Origin of the sequence: Nocardia sp. NPDC051787, from assembly GCF_040681325.1 — a bacterium.
GTDB lineage: Bacteria > Actinomycetota > Actinomycetes > Mycobacteriales > Mycobacteriaceae > Nocardia.
This window is the reverse complement of sequence record NZ_JBFAYO010000022.1, coordinates 27,676-50,095: the sequence shown is the minus strand read 5'-3', so window position 1 is coordinate 50,095 and position 22,420 is coordinate 27,676. Positions and strand designations below refer to the sequence as shown.

The window sequence follows — 22,420 nt, the reverse complement described above, 5'->3', positions numbered from 1 at the left end:
CGGCCAGTTCGTCCACCGAATCGCGATCCTGGGTCGCCGCGTCCGGGCAGTACAGGGATACACGATGTCGAGCAACCCTGATTGGGAACACTGCCCCGGCTCGAAAGACATCCCAGACTTAATCTTCTACGATGCTCGGGATACCGGCGACGACAGCCGCGCTACTCACCTCCGGCTGGCTTCCGTCCGCGATCTCCTCCCCGCTGCGCGCCGGAGAATGGCTCGCGGCGGCCCAAGCGGCAGACCGAGAGCTGACCCGCCCGGAGCTGGATGCCACCACACGTGGTCCGCTTGCGCTGATCGGCGCGTACTGCCTCGCGCGGTCCGGGCGACCCCTGGGCGTCCTTCGTGCACGCCTACTCCTGGCCGAGGCGATAGCCCACGGTGTCAGCGACGACATCGGCCTTGCCGAGGCGCTCGCACACGAACCCGCCGTGACCAAGAGTTGGGCACAGGCCGCAGCCTGGGTACGGTCCGACGACGAGAAGCAGACCCAGTGGGCTATCAATTTCTACCTTAAGCTGCTCGTCGAGCATGGTGACGACCCGAGCGGTGACCTGCCGTACACCGCGCTTCAAAGCGTCGGCGCGGAAGCGCTCGTCATTCATGACCACAACAAGCTTCTCGCGATTCCACTGCTGCGCGAGGTAGTTGCCGTGGTTCCCGCTCAGGTGCTGCCGTTCTCACTGCAAACGCTTATTCGTGACGCATGGATCGCGCTCATCGACGCGACGAGTCTGCATGAGCGCCACACCGAAGCGTTGTCGGTCCAAGCAGCGGCTCGAAGGTGGCTGCCGGAATACCTGCTCACCGGACCGCAGGCGTGCCACTTCACCGACCCGATCTCACTACGACCGCCCGACCCCGTCGACGACGACATAGCCGGCCCGGAGCCGTACGCGCTGACCGCGTTGATCGAGTCCGGTCGCCTGCCCGCAGAACTCGCCGCACTCGCCGACCGCGGCTGGGGTTATCTCGCCGAGGACATCGACGCAGCGCTGGCCGCACCCGACCTGGACCCGGACGTGCGTGGTCCGCTCACGCTCGCGGGCGCGTACGCCTACGCCTGCTTCGATTCGCTCATGAGCGGCGACACATACCTGCGCGCCTCCCGCGCGATGACCCTGCTACGGGCGGTGCCTCGAGGTGTGGACAAGGATGCGCCCGGCGACGGTCCCTCGCTGTACTTGAACATCAAGTGGCAGGTCGACAGCCGGCACCGAGAGCAGGAGTGGCCCGAGCTCCTCCACCGCGCCGACTCGGCGTCGGACGACGGCAACCTGCCACTAGCTGTCGATCTCTACAACTACGTGCTGCGGGCCCACACGAGTGATCCCGCACCGGAGGGCCTGCTCTACGGGACATTAGAGCACATCGCCAAGAAGGCAGAAGGGCTCCACTACCGCAACAAGGAACTGGCACGTCCGCTGCTGCGGGCGGTGGCGGCCGCGATGCCTGCGGCTACGCTCCCCTACTCGGTGCAGCTCGTCATCCGTGACGTCTGGGAGCGTCTCGACGACCCGGACGCAGCCCGCGCCTGGCTGCCCTCGCACCTGACGGCGTAGCTCACCGGACCATTCAGGCGGTCGAAGCATCGTAGTCATGTCAAGTGGTCGATCCCGGCTGGTGCACGTATTTCCATCGCCTCGGTGTGCCACGGGTCCGGCGCCGACTCGTCCACGATGCCGAGCAGTTCGATAGAGGAACCGCCGAACAGGGCGCATCGGTTGGCCGTACAGCCCTGCACGGGCGCTTCGCCCGGACGCACGCTCAGCAGGTGTCGTGAGCGTGGGCTCAGGGTGAATCCGAGGTCGAGGTAGCGACGTTCGAGATCGTCCAGATCGAGGGTCAGGATTCCGGTGTGGTGAATGGCATCAATCGTTTTCCGCACGCCGACGATGTTTCCTCGATGTGCCGGGCACAGTGCGTCACCGCGGGGAATGCACCGGATTCCGACACTGCCCTACCCTGACGTGGTGGATTCGGTCATCTTGGACGACGTCGACCGGAGACTGCTGCACGCATTGCAGCTCGACGGGCGCGCGCCGTTCAGCAGGCTGGCATCCGTGCTGGACGTCTCCGAGCGCACCCTGGCCCGTCGCTACCGGCGGCTGCTGTCGACCGGAGGACTTCGGGTGACCGGGGTCGCCGACAGCGAGCGCGCAGGCCACGCCGAATGGCTTGGCCGCCTTCGGGTGCGGCCGGATGCCACGGCCACGGTGGCACGCGCGCTCGCGCGCCGCGCCGACACCGCCTGGGTAACGGTTATCTCGAGCGGGGCCGAACTCGCCTGCCTGTTCCGCGTCCCGGCGGAAGCGCCGCTGCCCGAGCTGGCTCGCCACCCCGCCGTCCTCGCCGCCGACGCACACCGAGTGCTGCGGCATGTCATGCGAGGCCGCTGGCAGGGCCGGATGTCGGCGCTGTCGCCAGAGCAGAGCGCGGCGGTGTGCGCGCCCGAGGCGGACCCGCCCGCGCCGCTGGTCCTGAGTGAACTGGACAAGCGCCTGCTGCCCGTGCTGGCCGCCGACGGCCGCGTGGCGTATCCGCAGCTCGCGCGTGCGGTCGGCTGGTCGGAATCCGCGGTGCGGCGGCGCGTCGAGGAACTGCGTCGCGCCAGGTTGCTCGGGTTCGACGTCGAGATCGATCCAGCGCTGTTCGGATTCACTCTGCAGAGCCTGCTGTGGTTGACGGTCACCCCCGGCCGTCTCGTCGCCGTCGCGAACGCGCTGGCCGCCGATCCCGAAGCGGCCTTTGTCGGCGCGATTACCGGGCCACACAATCTGATGGCGTGCATCGTGTGCCGTGACACCGACGCCCTGTTCCACTACACCACCGAGCGGATCGGGGCGCTGAGTGGCATCGAACGGATCGAGATCAGCCCGATCAGCGGCTACGCCAAGCGCACCGCACCGCCACGACCAACCTGATGCCCAGTCGCACCCGACTCGTCACCACAGTCCGCCTGGATCGCGGTCGGCCTGGCCAGCCAGAGCGGGTAGTCGCTCACACTTCCCGACCGGTTGGCGAGCCGCGCAGGGAGCGCATCGAGCGCGAGACTCATGGCGAACTCATACTCTGCGGCACCGTCGAATCGGGCGAGGTGCTGCGCGGCGGTGGCAACCGCGGGTAGTCCACTGTTCTCCAGGATCGACTGGCGTCGGGCTATCCCGGCGGTGTCCGTGGTGCCGTAGGTGGGCCCGGCGTTGACCTCTCGGAGCAGAGTGCCGATGAGCGTGGCGACGAACGCTCGGAGGAGGTGGACGGACTCATCGGGGGGACAGCCGACGTCGCGTAGGACGACCAGGACCGCCTCTACCGACTGGAAAAAGGTCCAGGCCAACCACCGCCGACTCACCGAACTACGGCAAGCGGCCGACCCCGACCTGCTGCTCGTCAACGCCCACGACCCCAGCCTGCTGCACCTCGCCCAGAAACGTGGCTGCCCGACTCACACACATGAAGATCGACCTGCCCTGCGCCACCGATCAGCAGCCGAATCTGCGCGCGGCAGCACCGGCATCTAGGGTCGAGTGGTGACCTGGACCGTGGGCTTCGACCTCGACATGACGCTGATCGACTCGCGGCCCGGCGTCGCGCGGGCCATCGACACCCTCGCCGCCGAATTCGACCTGCCCCTGAGCGGTACGGCGTTCGCCGATCGGCTCGGACCACCGCTGGCTACGCTGCTTGTCGAAGCGGGCGCTCCCGAGAGCTTGGTCCCTGATCTGATCATCCGGTACCGCGCGCTGTATCCGACGCTGGTGTCGACCATCCCGCCTATGCCGGGCGCGGAGGCCGCGCTGGCGGCGATCGGGGCCCGCCGCGGGCGGGTGCTCGTGGTCACGGGCAAGCACGCCCCGCTCGCACGGCTGCACATCGACGAACTCGGTTGGCGGATCGACCATCTCGCGGGCGATCTCTGGTCGGCGGGCAAGGCGGCGACGCTGCGCGAGCAGAGGGCCGATCTGTTCGTCGGCGACCACGTCGGCGACATGCAGGGAGCACAGGCCGCGGGGGTCCTCGCGGTCGGCGTCAGTACCGGGCCCTGCACGGCGGACGAACTGCGTTCGGCGGGCGCCGACGTGGTGCTCGCGGACCTCACCGAGTTTCCCGGCTGGCTCGCAGCGGAGTTCGGCACGGTCGCCGCCGGTTAGACAGTGCTTGCCGACCGGCGGCTCGGTCGAGCAGCCTGCTCAGTCAGCTGATCAATTCGCGTCAGCGCAGCGCCTCGAAACGCAGCGTCAGCCCGTCCAGTAGCGCCTGCAACCCGGTGTCGAACGCGGCGTCATCGATCTCCCGCTGCCGACCCGCCAGCAGGTGCGCCTCGTCCAGGTGCGGATACGCGCCGCGGTAGACCGCCGCGTCGTCGGGGAATCCGCCGCGAACGACCCCAGCGTCGAGCCGGTGACGAAGAAGCGCAGCAGCGCACCGACCTCGGTGGCCGCTCGCCGTGGCCAGCCTGCCGCGACCAAGCCGCCGAACACCGCGTCGGCTTGGCGCAGCGCGTTCGGGCGGCGGCCCATCCCCTGGTTCAACGCGGGCACCAACCGGGGATGCCGTGCCAGCGCCGCGCGATAGGACCGCGCCCAGACCTCCAGCGCGCCGCGCCAGTCCGGCCCGCCGGTGAACATCGAGAGATCGACCTCGGCGACCACCGTGTCGACCATCGCGTCGAGTAGGTCGTCCTTGGTGGCGACGTGGTTGTAGAGCGAAGGCCCGCGCACCCCGAGTTCTGCGGCCAGTCGCCGGATCGATACCGCGTCCAGGCCGTCCGCGTCCACCACCGCCAGCGCGGCCGACACGATGCGCTCCCGGCTGAGCAGCGGTTGGCGCGGTCTTCCCACGCGACCTCCTCTGAAAAACTTGCACTGTTAGTTTATTTGCCGTTAGCCTACCGCCCGTGAACCTCGAACTCTCCGACGAGCAGACCGCGGCGCGGCAGCTGACAGCCGATTTCGTCGATCGCGAGATCGCGCCGCACGCCGCACGATGGGATCGCGAGGAGTCCGTCGACCGGGCGATCGTCGGCCGGTTGGGCGAACTCGGCTTCCTCGGACTCACCATCCCCGAGCAGTACGGCGGCAGCGCGGGCGACCATCTGACCTACTGCCTGGTCCTGGAGGAACTCGGGCGCGGCGACTCGGCCGTGCGCGGCATCGTGTCGGTCTCGCTCGGCTTGGTCGCCAAGTCGATTCACCACTACGGCACCGAGGAGCAGAAGCGGACCTGGTTGACGCGCCTCACCGCGGGCGAGGCGCTCGGTTGCTTCGGGCTGACCGAGCCGGGCAGCGGGTCCGACGCCGCCCAGCTGCGCACCCGCGCGGTGCGCGACGGCGACGACTGGGTGCTATCGGGCACCAAGATGTTCATCACCAACGGCACGTGGGCCGACGTCGCGCTGATCTTCGCCCGCACCGGCGGCGAAGGACATCGGGGCATCACCGCTTTCCTGGTTCCCACCGACTCCGTCGGCTTCACCGCGCGAGAGATCCACGGCAAGCTCGGGTTGCGCGGACAGGCCACCGCGGAACTGGTGCTCGACGGGGTACGCGTACCCGACAGCGCCCGGCTGCACGCCGAGGGCAAGGGCTTCACCGTGGCGATGGCGGCGCTGGCCAAGGGCCGCATGTCGGTCGCGGCGGGGTGCGTCGGCCTGGCGAAGGCGTGCCTGGACGCCGCGGTCGGCTACGCCACCGAACGCGAGCAGTTCGGCAAGCCCATCGCGGGACACCAACTCGTGCAGGAACTGCTCGCCGACATCGCGCTGGACGTGGACGCGGCCCGGCTGCTGGTCTGGCGGGTCGCCGACCTCATCGACCGCGGCAAGGAGTTCGCGGTGGAGTCCTCGAAGGCGAAGCTGTTCGCCTCCGAGGCCGCGGTCCGCGCGGCGGACCGGGCCGTGCAGGTGTTCGGCGGGTACGGCTATATCGACGAATTCCCCGTCGGCAAGTACTTGCGCGACGCCAAGGTGATGACCCTCTACGAGGGCACCAGCCAGATCCAGAAACTGCTCATCGGGCGCGCGCTGACCGGCGTGGCCGCATTCTGAGAGGACCACCGATGGAACGCTTCACCGATCGAGTCGCCGTCGTCACCGGCGCCGCCCAAGGCATCGGCGCGGCCACGGCGCTGCGCCTGGCCGCGGAGGGCGCGGCCGTCGCCGTGCTGGACCGCAACTCGCCCGACGAGACCGCCGCGCAGATCACCGCGGCGGGCGGCGTGGCGCACAGCTACGTCTGCGACGTCACCGATCGCGCGTCGGTCCAGGCAGCGTTCGACAGCGCCGCAAGCGATCTCGGCAACCCGCAGATCTTGGTCAACAACGCGGGCATCACCCGTGACGAGCTGTTCTTCCGCCTGTCCGAGGACGACTGGAACGCCGTGCTCGCGGTCAACCTGACCGGCGCATACCACTGCGCGCAGGTCGCGCAGACGTTCATGGTGCCCCAGCGGTACGGCCGGATCGTGTCGTTGTCGAGCCGGTCGGCGCTCGGCAATCGCGGCCAAGCCAACTACGCGGCCGCCAAGGCGGGCATCCAGGGCTTGACCGCGACGCTCGCCATCGAACTCGGCCGCTACAACATCACCGTGAATGCGGTAGCGCCCGGCTATATCGCCACGGCGATGACCGCGGCGACGGCGAACCGGGTCGGCATGTCCGCCGAAGACCATCAGAAATCCGTCGCGGAACGCACGCCGCTGGCCCGAGTCGGGCAGCCCGAGGAGGTCGCGGCGGTCATCGCCTTCCTCGCCAGCGACGAGGCGAGCTACGTCAGCGGCCAGACGTTGTACGTCAACGGCGGCGCGCGCTAGCTGAACTCGCGACCTTTGCGGCGTGGTCGTGGTCCTGCGGATTTCGATGCTCGCCGACTGGTGGGGGTCTTGCTGTGCGCGTCGCAGTGTGCTCGGGTGCTCACTGCGGCGACCGGGTGGTCGGCCGCTCCGGGGCAGAGGGTTTCGGTGCACTGGCTGACCCGCCGCATGTGCCGTTGTGGCGCAGCCGGTTACCCAGCAGCGGCATAGGCGGCGGCGTCATGATCGCGAGGTTTCGGGATTGCCCCGCTGGACAGCCGGGAGACGCCGAGGCGCCGAATTCCCAAGACTGGCAGGCGCGTTCGCCGGACGTCGATGCCCCTTGCTAACTTGTCGCGTTCTGATCCGACACAGCAGGGAGGCGAGTATGGCAATCGGGAACAACACCGATCTCGGTCCGTCCGAGGAGGTGATGCCCGCGCCGGTGCTGTGGAGCTTCCATTCCGGCGCAATCGCCTCCGGTATCGTCGTCGGCGAACGCGGCTGCTGGGTGGGCACTGAGAGCGGTGACGTGTTCACCCTGACACCGGAGGGCGTGGTCACCGGCCGCTTCCGACTGCCTGATGCGGTCAAATGCCTTGTGGCCGACGGCTTCTGGATCTACGCCGCGTGCGACGACAACCGAGTCTACGACCTGTCCGGCACAGTGCCGAGAGTCGCCTACGAAATTCCGGCCGAAATCGACATCTGCTCGCTCGATATCCATGAAGGCCTCCTCTGTGTCACCGACCGGAAAGGTGGCATCACCGCGATCGAGTGGGACGGGGAATTGCTGTGGAGTAATCCCGGCGACGAGGGCGGGGTGATCCAGATCGACTCGCACGCCGTCTACCACGGGCATTCCGCTGGGGTCACCGGATACGACGTGGAAGGCGGATACCGCGTGTGTCACGAGGACACCGATGGCGCGGTCCTGTCCGGCTGCCAGGACTCCAACGCGATCTACGCCGGCACCGATGACAACTGTGTCGAGGTGGTCGGCAAGAACGAATGGGCGGGGATCAGCTACCTGTGCGATGCGCCGGTACAGTCCTGCGCCACCTCCCCGGACGGCCGCGTCTTCGCCGGGGACGACTGCTCGTCGGTGTACTGCTGGGACATCTCGCGATGCGGTGCGTGGAAATGGGCCACCGGCTGCGGTTCGGCCTCTTCCATGCAGTACCACGACGACAAGCTGTACCTGGTCACCACCACCGGTACCCTCGCCTGTCTCGATGTCAGCGAAGCCGCCATCCGCGACGCCGAGCAGAGTGTGCTGCCCGAGACGGTGTCGGTGACGGCTCCAGAGATCTCCGCCGTGGTGCCCAGCAGCACCGTCGAGGTCACCTCCGACGCCGGGACCGGCATTGTCGTCGAATGCGTGCTGCAGAACGGCGAGCAGTGTGTAATCGCCGTCTCCCCTGATCACGTGTTATCCTTGGATGTCCAGTTCCCCAAGGACCTTTGGCGTTCCGGCGCCCGCTACGTGGTCGACGACGTGGACGAGCCTGAGCGCGGCTTTTTCTACCGACTCCGCGGCGACATCCGACAGTTGATCTGACCTCCTCGATGTGGCGTCTCGACTCACCACGGCACCGGTCCGGTGCGGTCGAAGAAGCCGCCGGTCGGACCGTCCGGTTCGAGGGTCGCCAGACGAACGATGGCGTCGGTGCCCTCGGTGACGGTTTGGAAGCCGGAGTGGCCGTTGAGGTCCGTCGCGGTGTAACCGGGGTCGGCGGCGTTCACCTGGATGCCCGGCAGTGCGCGGGAGTACTGGGAAGTGATCATGTTCAGCGCCGTCTTCGACGCCGGATAGGGCAGGCCGAGCAGGGTGGATTCCACCCGGCTCGGATCAGAAGTGCGCACCTGCGACCCCATGCCACTGGAAACCATCACGACGCGGGGCTGCGCCGCGGCGCGCAGCAGCGGCAGGAACGCATTCGTCACCTGGACCGGACCGAAGACGTTGGTCTCGAACACCGCGCGAAAATCGGCGGCATCGACCTGTTCCGGCGTTTTTCGCGTCCCCGCGATGCCAGCGTTGTTGACCAGCACGTCCAGCCGGGCCGTGCGCTGCCCGACCGTTTCCACCGCGGCCGCGATGGACGCGGCCGACGTGACGTCGAGCTGGACGAACTCGACCGCCAACCCCTGTCCGGCGAATTCCGCCGCCACTGCCTCACCCAGCGTGACATCGCGTGCGCCGAGGAACACCCGCCAGCTCAGAGCGGCGAGCCTGCGCACGGTTTCGCGTCCCAATCCCTTGTTCGCCCCGGTCACCAGGGCCGTTGTCGTATCTGCCACAGTCCTAGCGTCGCGTTCGGGGCACTGGCGTACCAGGGCCACCGACTCCTGGGAGCGCCGATCCCACCCCAACGGTATCCAGCTGCGGCATGATCGGGACGTGGATCGAACCGAACTGGCCGCGCTGCTCAGGCAGGCGCGCGGCCGGGTGCGGCCGGAAGATGTCGGCCTGCCCGCTGGACCGCGCAGGCAGGTGGCGGGGCTGCGCCGCGAGGAAGTCGCCCAGCTCGCCGGCGTCAGCGTGGATTACGTAGTGCGACTGGAGCAGGGGCGCGGTCCGCATCCCTCCAGCTCCGTGCTGGCCGCGCTCGCCCGCGCGCTGCGGCTCAACGACGAGGACCGCACGCTGCTGTTCCAGTTCGCGGACGCGGCGCCGCCACGGGAGGGCCGCATCGACATGGTGGTGCGGCCGAGCGTGTTACGCCTGCTGGACCGGATCGCGGACCTGCCCGCTCTGGTGCTGTCGGCGAAAGCCGACCTGCTGGCGTGGAATTCGATGGCGGCCGCACTGCTCGGTGACTTCTCCACCTGGCCGCCTGCTCAGCGCAATATCATCTGGCAGCGCTTCCTGGGCACGGAGCGCGGACGGGTCGCGATAACGCCCGCCGAGGCCGACAACGCCGCGGCGCTCTCCGTGGCGACCCTGCGCGGCGCACGCGCCCGCTACCCCGACGATCCGGGCTTGTTGCGGCTGATCTCCGAACTGCGTTCGCGCAGTCCGCGATTCGAGCAGCTGTGGACCGCCCGGCTGTCCGGGCAGTGGCGCAGCGCAACGAAGACGATCGATCATCCCGATATTGGAACGCTGCGCCTGGACTGCGACACCCTGCTTGTTCCGGACACCGACCAAGCGGTCGTGGTCTACTCCGCGGCGCCGGGCACCCGCGAGGCCTCGGCGCTGGAACTGCTGCGGGTCACCGGCACAGAACGGTTCACGGTGCCCGAGTCCGCCGACTAGCCCTATGCCGCCTTGTAGCGGCGCAGGTATTCGCCGGTCAGTGAGGTCGGGTGGGCGAGTAACTCGGCAGGCGTGCCGGTGAAGACGATCTCGCCGCCGTCCTTGCCCCCGTCGGGTCCCAGGTCAATCACCCAATCGGAGTGGGCGACCACGTCGAGGTTGTGTTCGATCACCACCACCGTGTTGCCGCGCTCGACGAGACCGTCCATCAGCGCCAGCAGCGTGTCCACGTCCGACATATGGAGGCCGGTGGTGGGTTCGTCGAGCACGTAGACGCTTCCGGTGTTCTGTAGCTGAGTCGCCAGCTTGATCCGCTGCCGCTCGCCGCCGGACAGCGTGCTCATCGCCTGACCGAGGCTGAGGTAGTCCAAGCCGACCTCGTTCATGGTGCGCAACTTGGTGTGCAGCGCCTTCTCCGCGAAGAATCCGAGCGCCTCCTCGGCCGTCATCTCCAGCACGTCGGCGATCGACTTGCCGCGCAGGGTGAGAGCGAGCACGTCCTCGGAGAAGCGGCGCCCGTCACAGGCGTCGCAGTGGGTGGTCACCGGATCCATGTACGCGATCTCGGTGATGATCACGCCGCGGCCCTCACACTGTTTGCAGGCGCCCGCGGAGTTGAAGCTGAACAGGCCGGGAGACTCTCCCGTCGCCTTGGCGAAGAGCTTGCGGATGGGATCCATCAGGCCGAGATAGGTCGCGGGCGTGGACCGGGACGACGCCGCGATCGGGGACTGGTCGACGAAGATCGCCTCCGGGTGCTCGACCACGAACACGTCCCGGATCAAGCTGCTCTTGCCGGAGCCCGCGACGCCGGTGATGGATGTCAGGATGCCGGTGGGTATCCCGACGGTCACGTTCTTCAGGTTGTGCACCGCCGCACCTTGGATGAGCAGCTCGCCCGTGGCGGGGCGGAAGCTCTCCTTGACGCGGAAGGGGCGGCGCAGTCCGGCGCCGGTTGGGGTGTCCGCCACGCGGAGGTCGGCGAAACTGCCCTGGAACACCACCTGTCCGCCGTGCACGCCCGCGCGCGGGCCGACGTCGACGACGTGGTCAGCGATCTGGATGACATCCGGATCGTGTTCCACCACGATCACCGTGTTCCCCTTGTCCCGCAATGCCTTCAGCAGATCGTTCAGCCGTCCGACATCCCGCGGGTGCAGCCCGACGCTGGGTTCGTCGAAGATGTAGGTCAATCCGATCAGCGTGCTGGACAGGTGCTTGATCATCTTCAGCCGCTGTCCTTCTCCACCCGACAGGGTCGAGGTGGGCCGATCCAGGCTGAGATACCCCAGGCCGATATCGGCCACGCGCCCCAGCGCGGTCCGGATGGCGCCGGCCAGACCCGCCGCGGCCGGGTCGGTGATCTCGTCGAGCACCGCCATCAGGTCGGTGACTTGCAAGCGGGACCAGTCGGCGATATTGCGGCCGTTGATCTTCGTGGCCAGTGCTTCCTGGTTGAGCCGGGCGCCCGCGCAGCTCGCACAGACGCCCTCGGTGAGGAATTGTCGTATCTGCTCACGGGTTTTCTCGCTGAGCGTGGAGGTGTCCCGCTGCAACCGGGTGCGGGTGAACTTGGTGGCGATGCCTTCGTAGTTCGCCTTCCAGGTGCCCTTGCTGAAGGTCAGCTCGACCTTGCCGCCGGTGCCGTAGAGCAGATCGTGGAATTCCTCATCGGTGTAGTCCGAGAGCCTCTTGTCCGGGTCGAAGCGGCCGGACTTGCCATACAGTTGCCAATCACCGCTGCCCACACCGTAACCCGGCAGGAGGATCGCGCCCTCGTTGAGCGACTTCGTCCGGTCGAGCAGCCGATCGGGATCGGCGCGCACGGTGACGCCGAGACCGTCGCAATCCGGGCACATACCCTGCGGCACGTTGAACGAGTAGTTGTAGACGAAACCCGCCGAGGGCGAACCGAATCGGGCGAACATGGCCCGCACCATCGAGAAGATGTCGGTCATCGTGCCGACGGTGGAACGCGGCCCGCCGCCGACCGGCTGCTGATCGATGATCACCGGCGCGGTGAGGTTCTCGATCGCTTCCGCGTGCGGGCGCTCGTAGCGGGGCAGGAAGTTGAGGATGAACGCAGGAAAGGTGGCGTAGAGCTGGCGCTGCGATTCGACGGCGATGGTGTCGAAGACGATCGACGACTTGCCGGAACCGGAGACACCGGTGAAGACCGTGATCTTGTTCTTGGGGATCTCCAGCGATACGTCACGCAGATTGTGCTCGCTGGCCCTGAGGACGCGGATGACGTCGGGAACTACGGCTGATTCGGCGAAAGACATGCCGAACACCTTGCCATCGAATACCGACAAAATGCGCGGTGCAATGTGATGAAGATCACATAATCTGCCAGGGAATGCTCGGCCGGCCGAGCAGCCCGTAGTGGCCAGTGGCATCAGCCGCCCGCGCTTCAGCGGACATGGCCGCCGAAGCTCCCCCTCTAAGGTGAAAAACGTGCGCGACGACCCCTACTGGAACCACAACACCCACTACCACCCATGGCTGCTGAAACAGGTTCCGCACTCGGCACGCACAGCGCTCGACATCGGCTGCGGTGACGGTCTGCTGGCGCGGAAGCTGGCCCGCGGCGGGCTCGCGGTCACGGGGATCGATGTCGACGCGGGTATCCTCGCGCAAGCGCCCGCCGCCACCGGCGTGCGGCTCCAAGAGGCCGATTTCCTGGATTATCCAGGTACTTTCGACGTCGTTACCACCGTGGCGACGCTGCACCACGTCCCGCTGCGCGCGGGTATGTCCGCGCTGCGGCGCCTGGTCGCACCGGGCGGCACCCTTGCCGTCGTCGGCTTGTGGAAAATGACGCCCCGTAACGACTTTCACTACATACCTTTGCTGCCCGTCATCCGGGCGATGGAGGTCATGCGCGGGAAGAGCGGTCCCGGCGCACGGATACGCCATCCCGAGGAGTGCTACGACGAAATCCGCTCGGCCGCAGCGGAACTCCTGCCCGGGACCCGGCTGCGACGGCGACTTATGTGGCGCTACACCCTGCTCTGGCGCAAGCCCGAGTGATCGACCCTCCCAGCGGGCGCGGCGCCGGGCTAAAGTCGTGGCATGCCGTCGCCACGGGAGCATAGAACGCGAAAGGTCACCGTCACGATGCCCGGCGACGCCGTCGCTCGGCCGCGTCGTGCGCACGCGCGGATCTTCGGCGCGCGAAGCTCTTTCCAGCTGATCCGCCGCGCCCAGAACCTACCCCTACTATCCGGGGAGGAGGTCGGCGAACCGCGTCCCGGCGCGGCGTGACCGCCCCGGCGCTGAGCGGCGTCGTCTTGGACGCCGCCGCGGTCGTCGCATTCGTTCATCGCGCCAGCTACGCCCAGGCGGTCGTCTGGGCGACGGTCGACGCGGGCAACACCATCATCGTGCCGAGCACCGTCCTCGCGGTGGCGCGCACCCACATTCCCGACGACCGGCTCGACATCCTGACCGTGCTGGTCGACCTGCCACACACCGTTATCCCGTCGTTCGATCGAGCGCCCGCACACCGGCTGCATGTGGCGCACGGCGCGGCAGCCTTGACCGCGGCGGGCCACGCCACCCGTGAGGCGGTCTGCCGGGACTGGCCTTGCCTGACCAGTCGCCCGAAGCGGCTGCGCCAGATCGACCCCAGGGTCATCATCGACGCACTGCCTTGACCCTCGCCCGCCCGGCGAGGCGGGTCAGCGCAGGAGTTCGATGACCGGCGCGAACTTCTCCATACTGTCCTCGAGGACGGTGATGTAGCTGATGCCGTAGCGGTCGCGACGATCGCGCAGGCGTTCGGCCATCTCCTCGGGGGTACCCATGAGCAGGATGGGGTGATCCTCGGGACAGTCGGCGACGTCCGGTGGCAGCGCAGGGCCGAAGACCTCCAGCACGCTCGCGCGTTCGGCGGGCGGAACCACACGCTGCACAAGGATGTTGAACTCGACCCGGTCCAGCCGCGGACCGAGCAGCTCTCGCACATAGGCGACGCGCTCCTCGGTTTCGGCGAGTCCGGCCATCTGCAGCGGTCCGCCGTTGCGTGCGGCCGCCGCGCCCGTGAAGGCGATGATGTCGGCGTGCCGCGCGGCCACGCCCAGCAATCGATCACCCCAGCCGCCGATGAGCACGGGCGGGCCCGACGGCTGCGCGGGCTGCGGCTGATACTCCGGGTCGCAGAACAGGCTGCGCAGCGTGATCACCGTGTTCTCCAGGTGCTCGACGCGTTTGCGGCCACTCTCGAACGCGATGCCTGCGGTCTCGAACTCGGCCTGCACGTAGCCCGCGCCAAGGCCGAGTTCGACTCGCCCGTCGGTGAACTGATCGGCACCGGCCACGTCCCGGGCCAGCAGCACCGGATTGTAGAACGCGGTGTTGAGCACGAACGTGTTCAACCGCACCCGCTCGGTCGCCTCGGCGGCCAGGATCATCGCGGGGAACGGCGCAGGCAGGCCGAGATGGTCGGCGACGCCGACCACGTCGAAGCCGAGTTCCTCTGCCCTACGGCACTTTTCGATCCACTTCGACCGGGACTCGGGGACCACCATGTTGACACCGAACCGGAAGGGGCGCTGCGCAGTCACGCGTCTTGTCTAGCGAACCGGGCAACGCGCGTTCACTCCGGCCCCCGCCTAGGGGTTGTTCAGCACTGAGTGATCGCGCCCGCGGCAACGGCGATCCCGAGCAGCGCCACGATGCTCGCGGCCAGGGGAACCGAACGGCGCAACGCCCGCCGGACCGGCCCGGCAGACCGCCGTTCGGCGGCGTTCGCGCCCACGGCCCGGCGTCCCAACCAGCGTCGCACCATGGCGACCGTGGTGATGATCAGTGCCGCGATCAGCATGACGTGCTCCTCACACGCGCGCGGCCGGCGCGGCCGCTGGGCGCGACCCGGTCTTCCGCTGGGTCGGCGCCCCGACGATCCCGTGCTGGAGCAGGCTTTCGGCGGTGTCCAACACCGTCTCCCGCACCGGGCGGGTGGTCCAGCCCAGGTCGCGGCGGGCCTTCTCGACGCTGAACCGTTCGGTGCGTCCCAGCATCGGCAGGGTCAGCCGAATGCCCTTGTCGAAGATCGCCACCGCGCGCACCACCCAGTCCGGCAGCTGCCTGGTCGGCACCCGGAACCCACGCGGGCCGAACTCCTCGGCGAGGATGCGCGCAATCTCTCCCATCCACAGGTGCTCGCCCGCGCAGATATAGCGGTTGCCCGCGGCCGCGGGCGTCTCCAGCGCAAGACGGTGTGCCACCGCGAGATCGCGCACGTCCACCGGAGCCCAGCCGACCCGGATTGTGCCGGGCATGCCACGGGCCAGCAGTCTGCGCACCGGTTCGTGCGAGGTGCTCGTCGCCGTGGACAGCACCGGTCCGAGCACCATGCCGGGATTGATGACGACCAGCTCGAATGCGTCGCCGGCGGGCAGCTTTCCGACGAAATCCCAGGCGGCCCGCTCCGCCAGCGTTTTACTTTTCGGATAGGCCGGGCTGCGTTCGACCACCGTCCAGTCCGCCTCCGTGCGCAGCGCGTTCTCTGCGTGCCCGTACGCGATCGCCGAGGTCGAGGAGGTCAGTACCACCCGGCGCACCATGTCCGCAGCGGCGCAGGCGCGCAGCACGCGCAGGGTTCCCTCGACCGCGGTGTCGATGAGCTCGCGCTCGTTGTCCGGCGGAGTCGCCGGGAACGGCGAGGCGACGTGCACCACCTCGGTGCAGCCGGAGACGGCGGCCGTCCAGCCGTCATCGCGGTCCAGGTCAGCCTGGATGAACTCCAGGTCGCCCCCGGTTCGCTCGGCCAGCTCGATCAGGTGCGCTCGTTTGCCGGTGGCGCCGAGGTCGCGGACCGTTGCACGCACGGCGTAGCCGTGCTCCAGCAACTCGGCGATGACCTGACCGGCGACGAATCCTGTTGCGCCGGTTATCAATACGCGTGTGCTCATCTGTTCATCCGTCTCGTGGCGTGGATACCGCGGCGAAAATCTGAGCGCCGCTCAGATCATCTAAGCACCGCATAGTTAGGTTGTCCAGGGCACGTCGAATACGCTCGGATGGTGACGCGGACCAGTTATCACCACGGCGCCCTGCGCGACGCGCTCTTGGCCGCCTGCCTGCGTTTGATCGAGACCGAGGGCATCGCCGCGGTCAGCCTGCGCCGAGTGGCACGCGAAGCCGGGGTGAGCACCGCCGCGCCGTACCATCACTTTCCCGACCGGGCCGCGCTGCTGGCGACGCTGTCCACCCAGGGCTACCAGTTGCTCGCCGTACGCCTGGCGGCCGCCCGCGCCGAAGCGACGACGCCGATGGGCGCGCTCACCGCGCTGGCTCGCAGTTACTTCCGGTTCTCCCGCGAGCAGCCGGCCTACTTCCGGTTGATGTTCCGGCCCGAGCTCTCCCAGCCCGACAAGCACCCCGCCGCCATGGCGGCGGGCGATGCCGCGTTCGCGGTCCTGACCGACGCGATCGCCGAATGTGTTCGTGCGGGGGTGCTGCCCGCCGACAAAGCCGACACGCTGGCCGTCATGTACTGGGGGCTGAGCCACGGCTTGGCCTCGCTGCGGCTGGACGGACAGCTGGAAAAACGCGCGGAACAGTTCGGCACCACCACGTCGGATCTGGCGGACGACGTGATGCGGACCTTCGCCATATTGATCGAGCCCGGCGCGCCGCCGCTGACCTAAAGTAGACGCCAGAGGTTTGCTGTCTGATTCTTCCCCCATCGATCCGAGAGGACGACACGGATGAACGCCCAGCTGGATCCGACGGTGCAGGAGTTCGTCGACGCGCTCAACGCCAACGATCAGGACCGGTTCTACGCGGTGCTCACCGACGACGCGACCATGTCCGACGACGGCGTGGAACGCAACCTCGCCCAGTGGACCGAAGCGGAGATCTTCGACAGCAACGCCCGCATGCGGATCGAGTCCATCGGCGACGACGGCACCGAACTGGTTGCCGACTACACCAATTCACGGTGGGGTTCGATGCGCACCAACTGGCGGTTCGTCGTGCGCGACGGCAAGGTGAGCCGCTTCGAGACCGGACAGGCCTGAATGCCCTTGCCATCCGGCCGCCGACGTTGACATCCTGACGTTCGTGTTCGTCGCGCCTCGTTACGGTACGGGTTCCCTGGCCGATCTGTTTCCCTCGGTTCTGGCCGGACTCGGCGTCCCGGGCGCCGACGACCGCCTCGGTCTCGGGCTCGGCGTCGACCGGGTCTGCGTCCTGCTGATCGACGGGCTCGGCTACGAGGCGCTCGCCGCGAATCCCGCCGCGGCGCCGTTCCTGTCCGGCCTCGCGCCTGTCTCGCTGACCGCCGGGTTCCCGACGACGACGGCCACCAGCCTGGGCTCGCTCGGCGTCGGCTCGCCGCCCGGCGAGCACGGGATCGTCGGTTACCTGCTCAACATTCCCGGCTACGATCATCTGTTGAATCCGCTGGCCTGGCGGCTGCACGGCGACCCGAGCAGAGCCGATCTGCGCACCGAACTCGTGCCGGAGGAGTTCCAGCCCCTCCCAACGGTTTTCGAACGCGCCGTAGCCGACGGGATCGCCGTCGCCCAGGTGTCGCCGCGCGATCAGGCGGGATCGGGATTGACCAGGGCGGTCCTGCGAGGCTGCGAGTTCCGCCCGCAGCTATCCTTCGGTGATCTCGTCGCCAACGTGGCCGACGCGCTGCGGTGCGGGCCGCGCTCGCTGGTCTACACCTATCACGGCGAGCTCGATCTGACCGGACACGTGCGCGGCCCCTCGTCCCGCTCCTGGGAATTGGAGCTCACCAACGCCGACCGGCTCGCCGCCGCCTTGGCCGAACAGTTGCCGCCCGGCGCCGCGCTGCTGGTCACCGCCGACCACGGCATGGTGGAACTGAACGGACGCGTCGATTTCGACACCACGGACGCGTTGCGCGAGGGCGTCCGCGAACTGGGCGGTGAGGCCCGCGCCCGGCACGTCTACACCCTGGCCGGCGCGGCCGCCGACGTCGCGGCGATCTGGCAGGACACGCTCGGTGCCGATTTCGAGGTGCTCACCAGGGACGAGGCGGTGGCCCGCTGCTGGTTCGGTCCGAGGGTCACCCGCACGATCGCCGAGCGCATCGGCGATCTCGTCGTGGTCGCCCGGGGGCGGCGTGGCGTCATCCGCAGCGGTATCGAGCCGATGCAGTCGCGGCTGGTCGGCCACCATGGTTCGCTCACCCCGGCGGAGATGAACGTCCCGCTGTGCGTCTTCCGCGCCTGATCGGCGCGGCCGGGCCTTAGGGTGTACTGCGATCGCGGCGTATGTCGCCGTGCCCGAACCTTCAGGAGGAGCCCATGAACGCCACGCTGTCAGGGACCGGCCGAACCGGCCTGGGGATCGCGGTGGTCGCCATGGTGCTCGCGGGCTGCACCGATATCGAGCGCGCTCTCAACCGCGGCGGCGACACCCCGTGCAGCGAGTACATCAAGCAGGATCAGGACACCAAGCGCACGACGATCACCAAGTTCGTCAAGCAGCAGAGCAAAGACGACCGCGAACCGGCGGGCACCGCGGTGGACGCCACGATGGTGTCGGTCGACCTGCTGTGCGGCGCTCAGGCCAACGCCGACACCCCGATCAAGAACGCCGATGTAGCAGGCATTTTCATCCGCAAGTGACCGGTGCGGGTCAGCGCGGCGGATGGGTGGCGAGCCAGTCCGCCGCGAAGCGGTCGCCAGGGACAGCAAGCTCAGGTCGCGGCGCGTGCCCGAAACCTATAGCGACCGACCGGTCTGTGACCATTCGACACACTCCTCACCGGCGTCCGCCACAATGAGAGAGCGAAGATGAGCTCACACGACGACGATGGGTCTTCCACGTGGCGCAGTTCCGCACCCTTACCGAGCAGCGGACCGAACTGGAACGAGAATGGGAGCGCTGGGCGGCGGCTCCACACACCACACCCCCACCCGCACCCCGAAATACCGTGCTCCGCAATGACGTGGCGCAATCCTGGCGGCGTTCGCTGCGCACCGTCGATCCCGGTCGCACCGTCGCACCGGGAGTGGACGACGTCGGAGACCGATGGGCTGCCTCCCCGCTGCGCGGACCCGTGACAACGCTGGCGAGCGAGCTGCGCGCCATCACCGAGGACTCCGGCTACCTGGCCGTGGTCACCGACCCCGACGGCACCGTACTGTGGTCCTGCGGTGATCGCGCGCTGCGCAAGCAAGCCGAGCAGGTGAACTTCGCTCCCGGCGGCTGCTGGGACGAAAGTCATATGGGCACCAACGGTGTGGGGCTCTCGCTGCACAGCGACCGCGCGGTGTCGGTGTTCTCCGCCGAGCATCTGGTCGCCGCGCTGCACGGCTGGGTGTGCTACTGCGCGCCGATCCACGGGCCCGACGGCAGAGTGATCGGTGTGCTGGATCTGTCCAGCTACTGGGACCGATCCCACCCAGCGGTGCTCGCCTCGGTGCGAGCGCTGGCCACGGCGGCGGAGACGATGCTGCGCAGCGCCGAGCCCGCGCCGGCGCCGGGAGTGCGGCTGGAATGCCTCGGTACCGCTCGCCTGTCGCGCGACGGCAGACCGCTGCGGCTGCCGCCCCGGCAACTGGAGATCCTTGCGCTGCTGGCGCTCCAGCCGGAGGGCTTCACCCCCGAGCAGTTGCACGACGTCATCTATGGTGACCGCTCGGTCTCCACCAGCACCCTGAAGGCCGACGTCTCGCATCTGCGCCGTGCCACCGGCGGCGAAATCAGCAATCGCCGTTACGTTTTGACCGGCGCGGTGACCTGCGACGCCGTCGACCTGCTGGCTGCCATCAGGGCGGGCGACACCACCTCGGCGGTCTGGCTGTATCGCGGTCCGCTGTTGCCCGGATCGGAGACCCCGGGCGTGCTTCAGTGGCGCCACTATCTCGACGTGGGCGTGCGGACCGCCGTGCTCGCCAGTGACCGCGCCGAGCACGCGGTGGCGTTCGGCGAGCGCGCACCGGGCGATATCGAGGTGCACGAGCACGCGTTGCGGTTGTTGCCGCCCGACGATGTCCGCCGTGCGGTTGTTGCCGCCCGGCTGCACACCGCCTTGCACGACTAGCCTTTTCGCACCAACCTCGCACCAACCTCGGCCGACCATAGTGGGCCCGATCCGAGAGATCTGCGAGGAATCATGACCTACACCAGAGCGGGGACGGGCCAGCGGCATCGTCGGCTATCCGACCCCCTACGCCCACGCCATCGACACCTGACGGACGGCGCGGCGATGGCGCGGCGAATCCGCCGGGTGGATATCACCGACCGCGCCAGGGTCGTGTTGCGCCGCATGATCGAACAGCACGGCGCGGTGCTGTTCCACCAGTCCGGCGGATATCGCGACGGGAATTCGCCGAGGTGCCTGCCCATCCGCCAGGCCCGAATCGGCAGCGCGGACATGCTGTTGGGCAGTCTGCCGTGGCACACCGAATTCTGGGTCAGCGCAGAACAATACGAACGTTGGAAGCACACCCATCTGACCCTGGACGTGGTCGAATGCGGCGGCCGCGCGACCGAGGACACGCACTTCGTCGTCAGAACACGGTTGCTCACCGACGAGGAAGCAGCGGCGCTCGCGGACGGCGGGCCGCCGCGCACCGGAGCCGACCGGTTGGCTTGAGCTGCGTCAGCGAACCGGCGGGGCGTCCGCCCGGGTGGGCACGACCACCCGGGCGGACATCGTGCCTCAGCGTCCGGGCAGGAAGCGCAGGATGCGGGCGATGATCATCAGGAACGGCTGCCACTTGCCCTTCGGGAACAGCTTCGGCGCATCGAGATTCAGGAACCGGGTCACCACGATGGACTGCGGTTCGGTGAACTTCAGCAGGCCATCGGGGCCATGGCGGCGGCCGACACCGGAGATGCCCATGCCGCCCATCGGAGCCGCGGTGCTGCCCCAGGCCGGTGCGTAGCCTTCGTCCACGCACACGGTGCCCGCGTGCAACCGCGCCGCGATGCGTTCGCCCTCGGACTTGCTCGCCGCCCAGACCGAGGCATTGAGGCCGTAGTCGGTGTCATTGGCCAGCCGCACGGCCTCGTCGACGCTGTCGACGGGGTAGATCGACACCAGCGGGCCGAAGGTTTCGTTGCGGCCGCACTCCATCTCGGCGGTCACCTCGGCCAGCACCGTTGGCTCGAAGAACAGCGGACCCAGGTCCGGCCGGGCGTTGCCGCCGGTCAGCACCTTCGCGCCCTTGCCGGTGGCGTCCGCGACGTGCTTGGACACCGTCTCCAACTGTGCTTCGGAGATGAGGCTGCCGATGTCGGCCGAAAAGTCATAGGATGCACCGAGTTTCGCGGCGTTCACGGCGGCGACGAATTTCTCGGTGAACGCCTCCGCGACGTCCCGCTCGACGTAGAGCCGCTCGATGGAAATGCAGAGCTGTCCGGCGTTGGAGAAGCAGGCGCGCACGGCGGCCTTGGCGGCCTTGTCCAGGTCGGCGCCCTTGGCGACGATCATCGGGTTCTTGCCGCCGAGTTCGGCGGAGAAGCCGATCAGTCTGCGGCCACACTGCTCGGCCAGGTGGCGGCCGGTGTGCGAGGACCCGGTGAACATCAGATAGTCGCACGCGTCGACGATCGCGGTTCCGACCACGGCCCCCGGGCCGGGCACGACCGCCAGCAGCTCACGCGGCAGACCCGCCTGGTAGAGCAATTCGGCTCCGGCCAGCGTGGAGAACGGGGTCTGGCTGTCGGGTTTGACCACTACGGCGTTGCCCGCGATGAGCGCCGGAATGGAATCGCCGATCGAGAGCAACAGCGGGTAGTTCCACGGTGCGATGACGCCGACCACGCCCTTGGGCTGGGAGCGAACGGACATGCGGTTGAGCACCGGGAAGGCCCCCGGTACCCGGTGGGTGTCCAGTAAGCGGGGGGCGACCTTGGCGAAGTAGCGGGCCGCGAACATCAGGCCCATGATTTCTTCCTGGGCCGCCCAGCGTGCTTTGCCCGTCTCGGCCTGTAGCACGTCCATCAGGAACTCGCGGTGCCGCACTACCAGCGCCCGATAGCGGTCCAGCACCGCGGCGCGTTCGGCCACCGGCCGCGCCGCCCAGCGCTCCTGCGCCACGTGGGCCTTGTCGAAAGCGGCCGTGACGTCGGACGCGGTGCCCACCGGCACGCTGCCGAGCGGGTTGCCGGTGAACGTCTCGGCGATCGTCTTGTGTTGCCGTTCGGCGGGTGCCTCGATCGCGGCCAGCGCGCTCAGGCGGTCGAATACGTCGGCTTCCGGCGCGGGCATCGTCGCCTCCTACTTGTGGGTAACTTAGGGATACACACAATCTACGCCGCCGTCGGCCAGATATCCGCGGTACGCGGACGGTCCACCGCGGCGAGCGCCGTGGGGCGGACGCTGCGGATCCGCGCCGCATATCGCATACTCCAGTTATGCGCTGAGGC

At 68.3% G+C, this 22,420-nt stretch carries 24 protein-coding genes; 15 read left to right on the top strand and 9 right to left on the bottom strand.

Annotation, left to right across the window (positions count from 1 at the left end):
• Window positions 1-131 precede the first annotated feature (131 nt).
• Window positions 132-1,565 carry a hypothetical protein gene (locus AB0M45_RS22810; RefSeq protein WP_364332556.1) on the top strand — a complete coding sequence of 478 codons (1,434 nt, stop codon included), beginning with the start codon at window positions 132-134 and terminating at the stop codon, window positions 1,563-1,565.
• A 35-nt stretch (window positions 1,566-1,600) separates the two neighbouring features.
• Here AB0M45_RS22810 and AB0M45_RS22805 read toward each other — a convergent pair whose 3' ends face one another.
• A complete protein-coding gene (locus tag AB0M45_RS22805) occupies window positions 1,601-1,891 on the bottom strand; it encodes a VOC family protein (protein ID WP_364332553.1) in 291 nt (96 codons plus the stop codon).
• Window positions 1,892-1,976: 85 nt separating this feature from the next.
• Between AB0M45_RS22805 and AB0M45_RS22800 the strand changes: the two genes are divergently transcribed.
• A complete protein-coding gene (locus AB0M45_RS22800) occupies window positions 1,977-2,927 on the top strand; it encodes an AsnC family transcriptional regulator (RefSeq protein WP_364332550.1) in 951 nt (316 codons plus the stop codon).
• Here AB0M45_RS22800 and AB0M45_RS22795 read toward each other — a convergent pair.
• Window positions 2,891-3,355 (bottom strand): hypothetical protein, encoded by a 465-nt coding sequence (locus AB0M45_RS22795; RefSeq protein ID WP_364332547.1) that lies wholly within the window; start codon window positions 3,353-3,355, stop codon window positions 2,891-2,893. The two genes, AB0M45_RS22800 and AB0M45_RS22795, sit on opposite strands and share 37 nt — an antisense overlap.
• A gap of 178 nt (window positions 3,356-3,533) precedes the next feature.
• Here AB0M45_RS22795 and AB0M45_RS22790 point away from each other — a divergent pair, with 178 nt between their 5' ends.
• Window positions 3,534-4,154, top strand: a complete 621-nt coding sequence (locus AB0M45_RS22790) for an HAD hydrolase-like protein (protein WP_364332544.1) — start codon at window positions 3,534-3,536, stop codon at window positions 4,152-4,154.
• Window positions 4,155-4,241: 87 nt separating this feature from the next.
• On the opposite strand, the gene AB0M45_RS22785 is transcribed toward AB0M45_RS22790, so the two are convergent.
• Window positions 4,242-4,844, bottom strand: a complete 603-nt coding sequence (locus AB0M45_RS22785) for a TetR family transcriptional regulator (protein ID WP_364332541.1) — start codon at window positions 4,842-4,844, stop codon at window positions 4,242-4,244.
• Window positions 4,845-4,900: 56 nt separating this feature from the next.
• Between AB0M45_RS22785 and AB0M45_RS22780 the strand changes: the two genes are divergently transcribed.
• The 3 genes from AB0M45_RS22780 (at window position 4,901) to AB0M45_RS22770 (ending at window position 8,353) form a co-directional block, all read left to right on the top strand.
• Window positions 4,901-6,049, top strand: a complete 1,149-nt coding sequence (locus AB0M45_RS22780; protein WP_364332538.1) for an acyl-CoA dehydrogenase family protein — start codon at window positions 4,901-4,903, stop codon at window positions 6,047-6,049.
• 11 nt (window positions 6,050-6,060) lie between these two features.
• Complete coding sequence (fabG, locus tag AB0M45_RS22775) at window positions 6,061-6,813, top strand: 3-oxoacyl-ACP reductase FabG (protein WP_364332535.1); 753 nt, start codon at window positions 6,061-6,063, stop codon at window positions 6,811-6,813.
• A 367-nt stretch (window positions 6,814-7,180) separates the two neighbouring features.
• Window positions 7,181-8,353: a PQQ-binding-like beta-propeller repeat protein gene (locus AB0M45_RS22770; RefSeq protein ID WP_364332532.1), complete on the top strand. Its 1,173-nt coding sequence runs from the start codon at window positions 7,181-7,183 to the stop codon at window positions 8,351-8,353.
• 23 nt (window positions 8,354-8,376) lie between these two features.
• Here the strand turns inward: AB0M45_RS22770 and AB0M45_RS22765 are convergent, their stop codons facing one another.
• Window positions 8,377-9,096 (bottom strand): SDR family oxidoreductase, encoded by a 720-nt coding sequence (locus AB0M45_RS22765; protein WP_364332529.1) that lies wholly within the window; start codon window positions 9,094-9,096, stop codon window positions 8,377-8,379.
• A 100-nt stretch (window positions 9,097-9,196) separates the two neighbouring features.
• On the opposite strand from AB0M45_RS22765, the gene AB0M45_RS22760 reads away from it, so the two are divergent.
• Window positions 9,197-10,054 carry a helix-turn-helix transcriptional regulator gene (locus AB0M45_RS22760; protein ID WP_364332526.1) on the top strand — a complete coding sequence of 286 codons (858 nt, stop codon included), beginning with the start codon at window positions 9,197-9,199 and terminating at the stop codon, window positions 10,052-10,054.
• Window positions 10,055-10,056: 2 nt separating this feature from the next.
• Here the strand turns inward: AB0M45_RS22760 and AB0M45_RS22755 are convergent, their stop codons facing one another.
• Complete coding sequence (locus AB0M45_RS22755; RefSeq protein ID WP_364332523.1) at window positions 10,057-12,339, bottom strand: excinuclease ABC subunit UvrA; 2,283 nt, start codon at window positions 12,337-12,339, stop codon at window positions 10,057-10,059.
• A gap of 172 nt (window positions 12,340-12,511) precedes the next feature.
• Between AB0M45_RS22755 and AB0M45_RS22750 the strand changes: the two genes are divergently transcribed.
• Window positions 12,512-13,087 (top strand): class I SAM-dependent methyltransferase, encoded by a 576-nt coding sequence (locus tag AB0M45_RS22750; RefSeq protein WP_364332520.1) that lies wholly within the window; start codon window positions 12,512-12,514, stop codon window positions 13,085-13,087.
• Window positions 13,088-13,317: 230 nt separating this feature from the next.
• Window positions 13,318-13,713: a hypothetical protein gene (locus AB0M45_RS22745; RefSeq protein WP_364332517.1), complete on the top strand. Its 396-nt coding sequence runs from the start codon at window positions 13,318-13,320 to the stop codon at window positions 13,711-13,713.
• 24 nt (window positions 13,714-13,737) lie between these two features.
• Here the strand turns inward: AB0M45_RS22745 and AB0M45_RS22740 are convergent, their stop codons facing one another.
• From AB0M45_RS22740 to AB0M45_RS22730, 3 genes are read right to left on the bottom strand one after another with little or no spacing between them, the layout of a single operon-like run.
• Window positions 13,738-14,622: an LLM class F420-dependent oxidoreductase gene (locus AB0M45_RS22740; protein WP_364332514.1), complete on the bottom strand. Its 885-nt coding sequence runs from the start codon at window positions 14,620-14,622 to the stop codon at window positions 13,738-13,740.
• Window positions 14,623-14,681: 59 nt separating this feature from the next.
• Window positions 14,682-14,882 carry a hypothetical protein gene (locus AB0M45_RS22735; protein ID WP_364332512.1) on the bottom strand — a complete coding sequence of 67 codons (201 nt, stop codon included), beginning with the start codon at window positions 14,880-14,882 and terminating at the stop codon, window positions 14,682-14,684.
• Between the two features lie 10 nt (window positions 14,883-14,892).
• Entirely contained in the window at window positions 14,893-15,972 is a 1,080-nt protein-coding gene (locus AB0M45_RS22730) for an aldehyde reductase (protein ID WP_364332509.1), read from the bottom strand.
• Window positions 15,973-16,080: 108 nt separating this feature from the next.
• Between AB0M45_RS22730 and AB0M45_RS22725 the strand changes: the two genes are divergently transcribed.
• From AB0M45_RS22725 to AB0M45_RS22700, 6 genes are all read left to right on the top strand, one after another.
• Entirely contained in the window at window positions 16,081-16,710 is a 630-nt protein-coding gene (locus tag AB0M45_RS22725; protein WP_364332506.1) for a TetR/AcrR family transcriptional regulator, read from the top strand.
• Window positions 16,711-16,770: 60 nt separating this feature from the next.
• Window positions 16,771-17,082: a nuclear transport factor 2 family protein gene (locus tag AB0M45_RS22720; RefSeq protein ID WP_364332503.1), complete on the top strand. Its 312-nt coding sequence runs from the start codon at window positions 16,771-16,773 to the stop codon at window positions 17,080-17,082.
• 43 nt (window positions 17,083-17,125) lie between these two features.
• The gene (locus AB0M45_RS22715; RefSeq protein WP_364332500.1) at window positions 17,126-18,268 is read left to right on the top strand and encodes an alkaline phosphatase family protein; all 1,143 of its coding nucleotides are present in this window, start codon (window positions 17,126-17,128) and stop codon (window positions 18,266-18,268) included.
• Between the two features lie 74 nt (window positions 18,269-18,342).
• On the top strand, window positions 18,343-18,666 hold the full coding sequence (locus tag AB0M45_RS22710; protein WP_364332497.1) for a hypothetical protein: 324 nt from the start codon (window positions 18,343-18,345) through the stop codon (window positions 18,664-18,666).
• Between the two features lie 200 nt (window positions 18,667-18,866).
• Entirely contained in the window at window positions 18,867-20,087 is a 1,221-nt protein-coding gene (locus AB0M45_RS22705) for a GAF domain-containing protein (RefSeq protein ID WP_364332494.1), read from the top strand.
• 165 nt (window positions 20,088-20,252) lie between these two features.
• On the top strand, window positions 20,253-20,642 hold the full coding sequence (locus tag AB0M45_RS22700) for a DUF779 domain-containing protein (RefSeq protein ID WP_364332491.1): 390 nt from the start codon (window positions 20,253-20,255) through the stop codon (window positions 20,640-20,642).
• A 66-nt stretch (window positions 20,643-20,708) separates the two neighbouring features.
• On the opposite strand, the gene AB0M45_RS22695 is transcribed toward AB0M45_RS22700, so the two are convergent.
• A complete protein-coding gene (locus AB0M45_RS22695) occupies window positions 20,709-22,262 on the bottom strand; it encodes a succinic semialdehyde dehydrogenase (RefSeq protein ID WP_364332488.1) in 1,554 nt (517 codons plus the stop codon).
• Between the last annotated feature and the right edge of the window lie 158 nt (window positions 22,263-22,420).

Excerpts from the sequence above, each read along its gene's own strand:
- AB0M45_RS22810 (WP_364332556.1), top strand. The coding sequence starts at position 132 with ATGCTCGGGATACCGGCGACGACAGCCGCGCTACTCACCTCCGGCTGG.
- fabG (WP_364332535.1), top strand. The coding sequence starts at position 6,061 with ATGGAACGCTTCACCGATCGAGTCGCCGTCGTCACCGGCGCCGCCCAA.
- AB0M45_RS22770 (WP_364332532.1), top strand. The coding sequence starts at position 7,181 with ATGGCAATCGGGAACAACACCGATCTCGGTCCGTCCGAGGAGGTGATG.
- AB0M45_RS22755 (WP_364332523.1), bottom strand. The coding sequence starts at position 12,339 with ATGTCTTTCGCCGAATCAGCCGTAGTTCCCGACGTCATCCGCGTCCTC.
- AB0M45_RS22735 (WP_364332512.1), bottom strand. The coding sequence starts at position 14,882 with ATGCTGATCGCGGCACTGATCATCACCACGGTCGCCATGGTGCGACGC.
- AB0M45_RS22730 (WP_364332509.1), bottom strand. The coding sequence starts at position 15,972 with ATGAGCACACGCGTATTGATAACCGGCGCAACAGGATTCGTCGCCGGT.
- AB0M45_RS22725 (WP_364332506.1), top strand. The coding sequence starts at position 16,081 with ATGGTGACGCGGACCAGTTATCACCACGGCGCCCTGCGCGACGCGCTC.
- AB0M45_RS22720 (WP_364332503.1), top strand. The coding sequence starts at position 16,771 with ATGAACGCCCAGCTGGATCCGACGGTGCAGGAGTTCGTCGACGCGCTC.
- AB0M45_RS22710 (WP_364332497.1), top strand. The coding sequence starts at position 18,343 with ATGAACGCCACGCTGTCAGGGACCGGCCGAACCGGCCTGGGGATCGCG.
- AB0M45_RS22700 (WP_364332491.1), top strand. The coding sequence starts at position 20,253 with ATGGCGCGGCGAATCCGCCGGGTGGATATCACCGACCGCGCCAGGGTC.
- AB0M45_RS22695 (WP_364332488.1), bottom strand. The coding sequence starts at position 22,262 with ATGCCCGCGCCGGAAGCCGACGTATTCGACCGCCTGAGCGCGCTGGCC.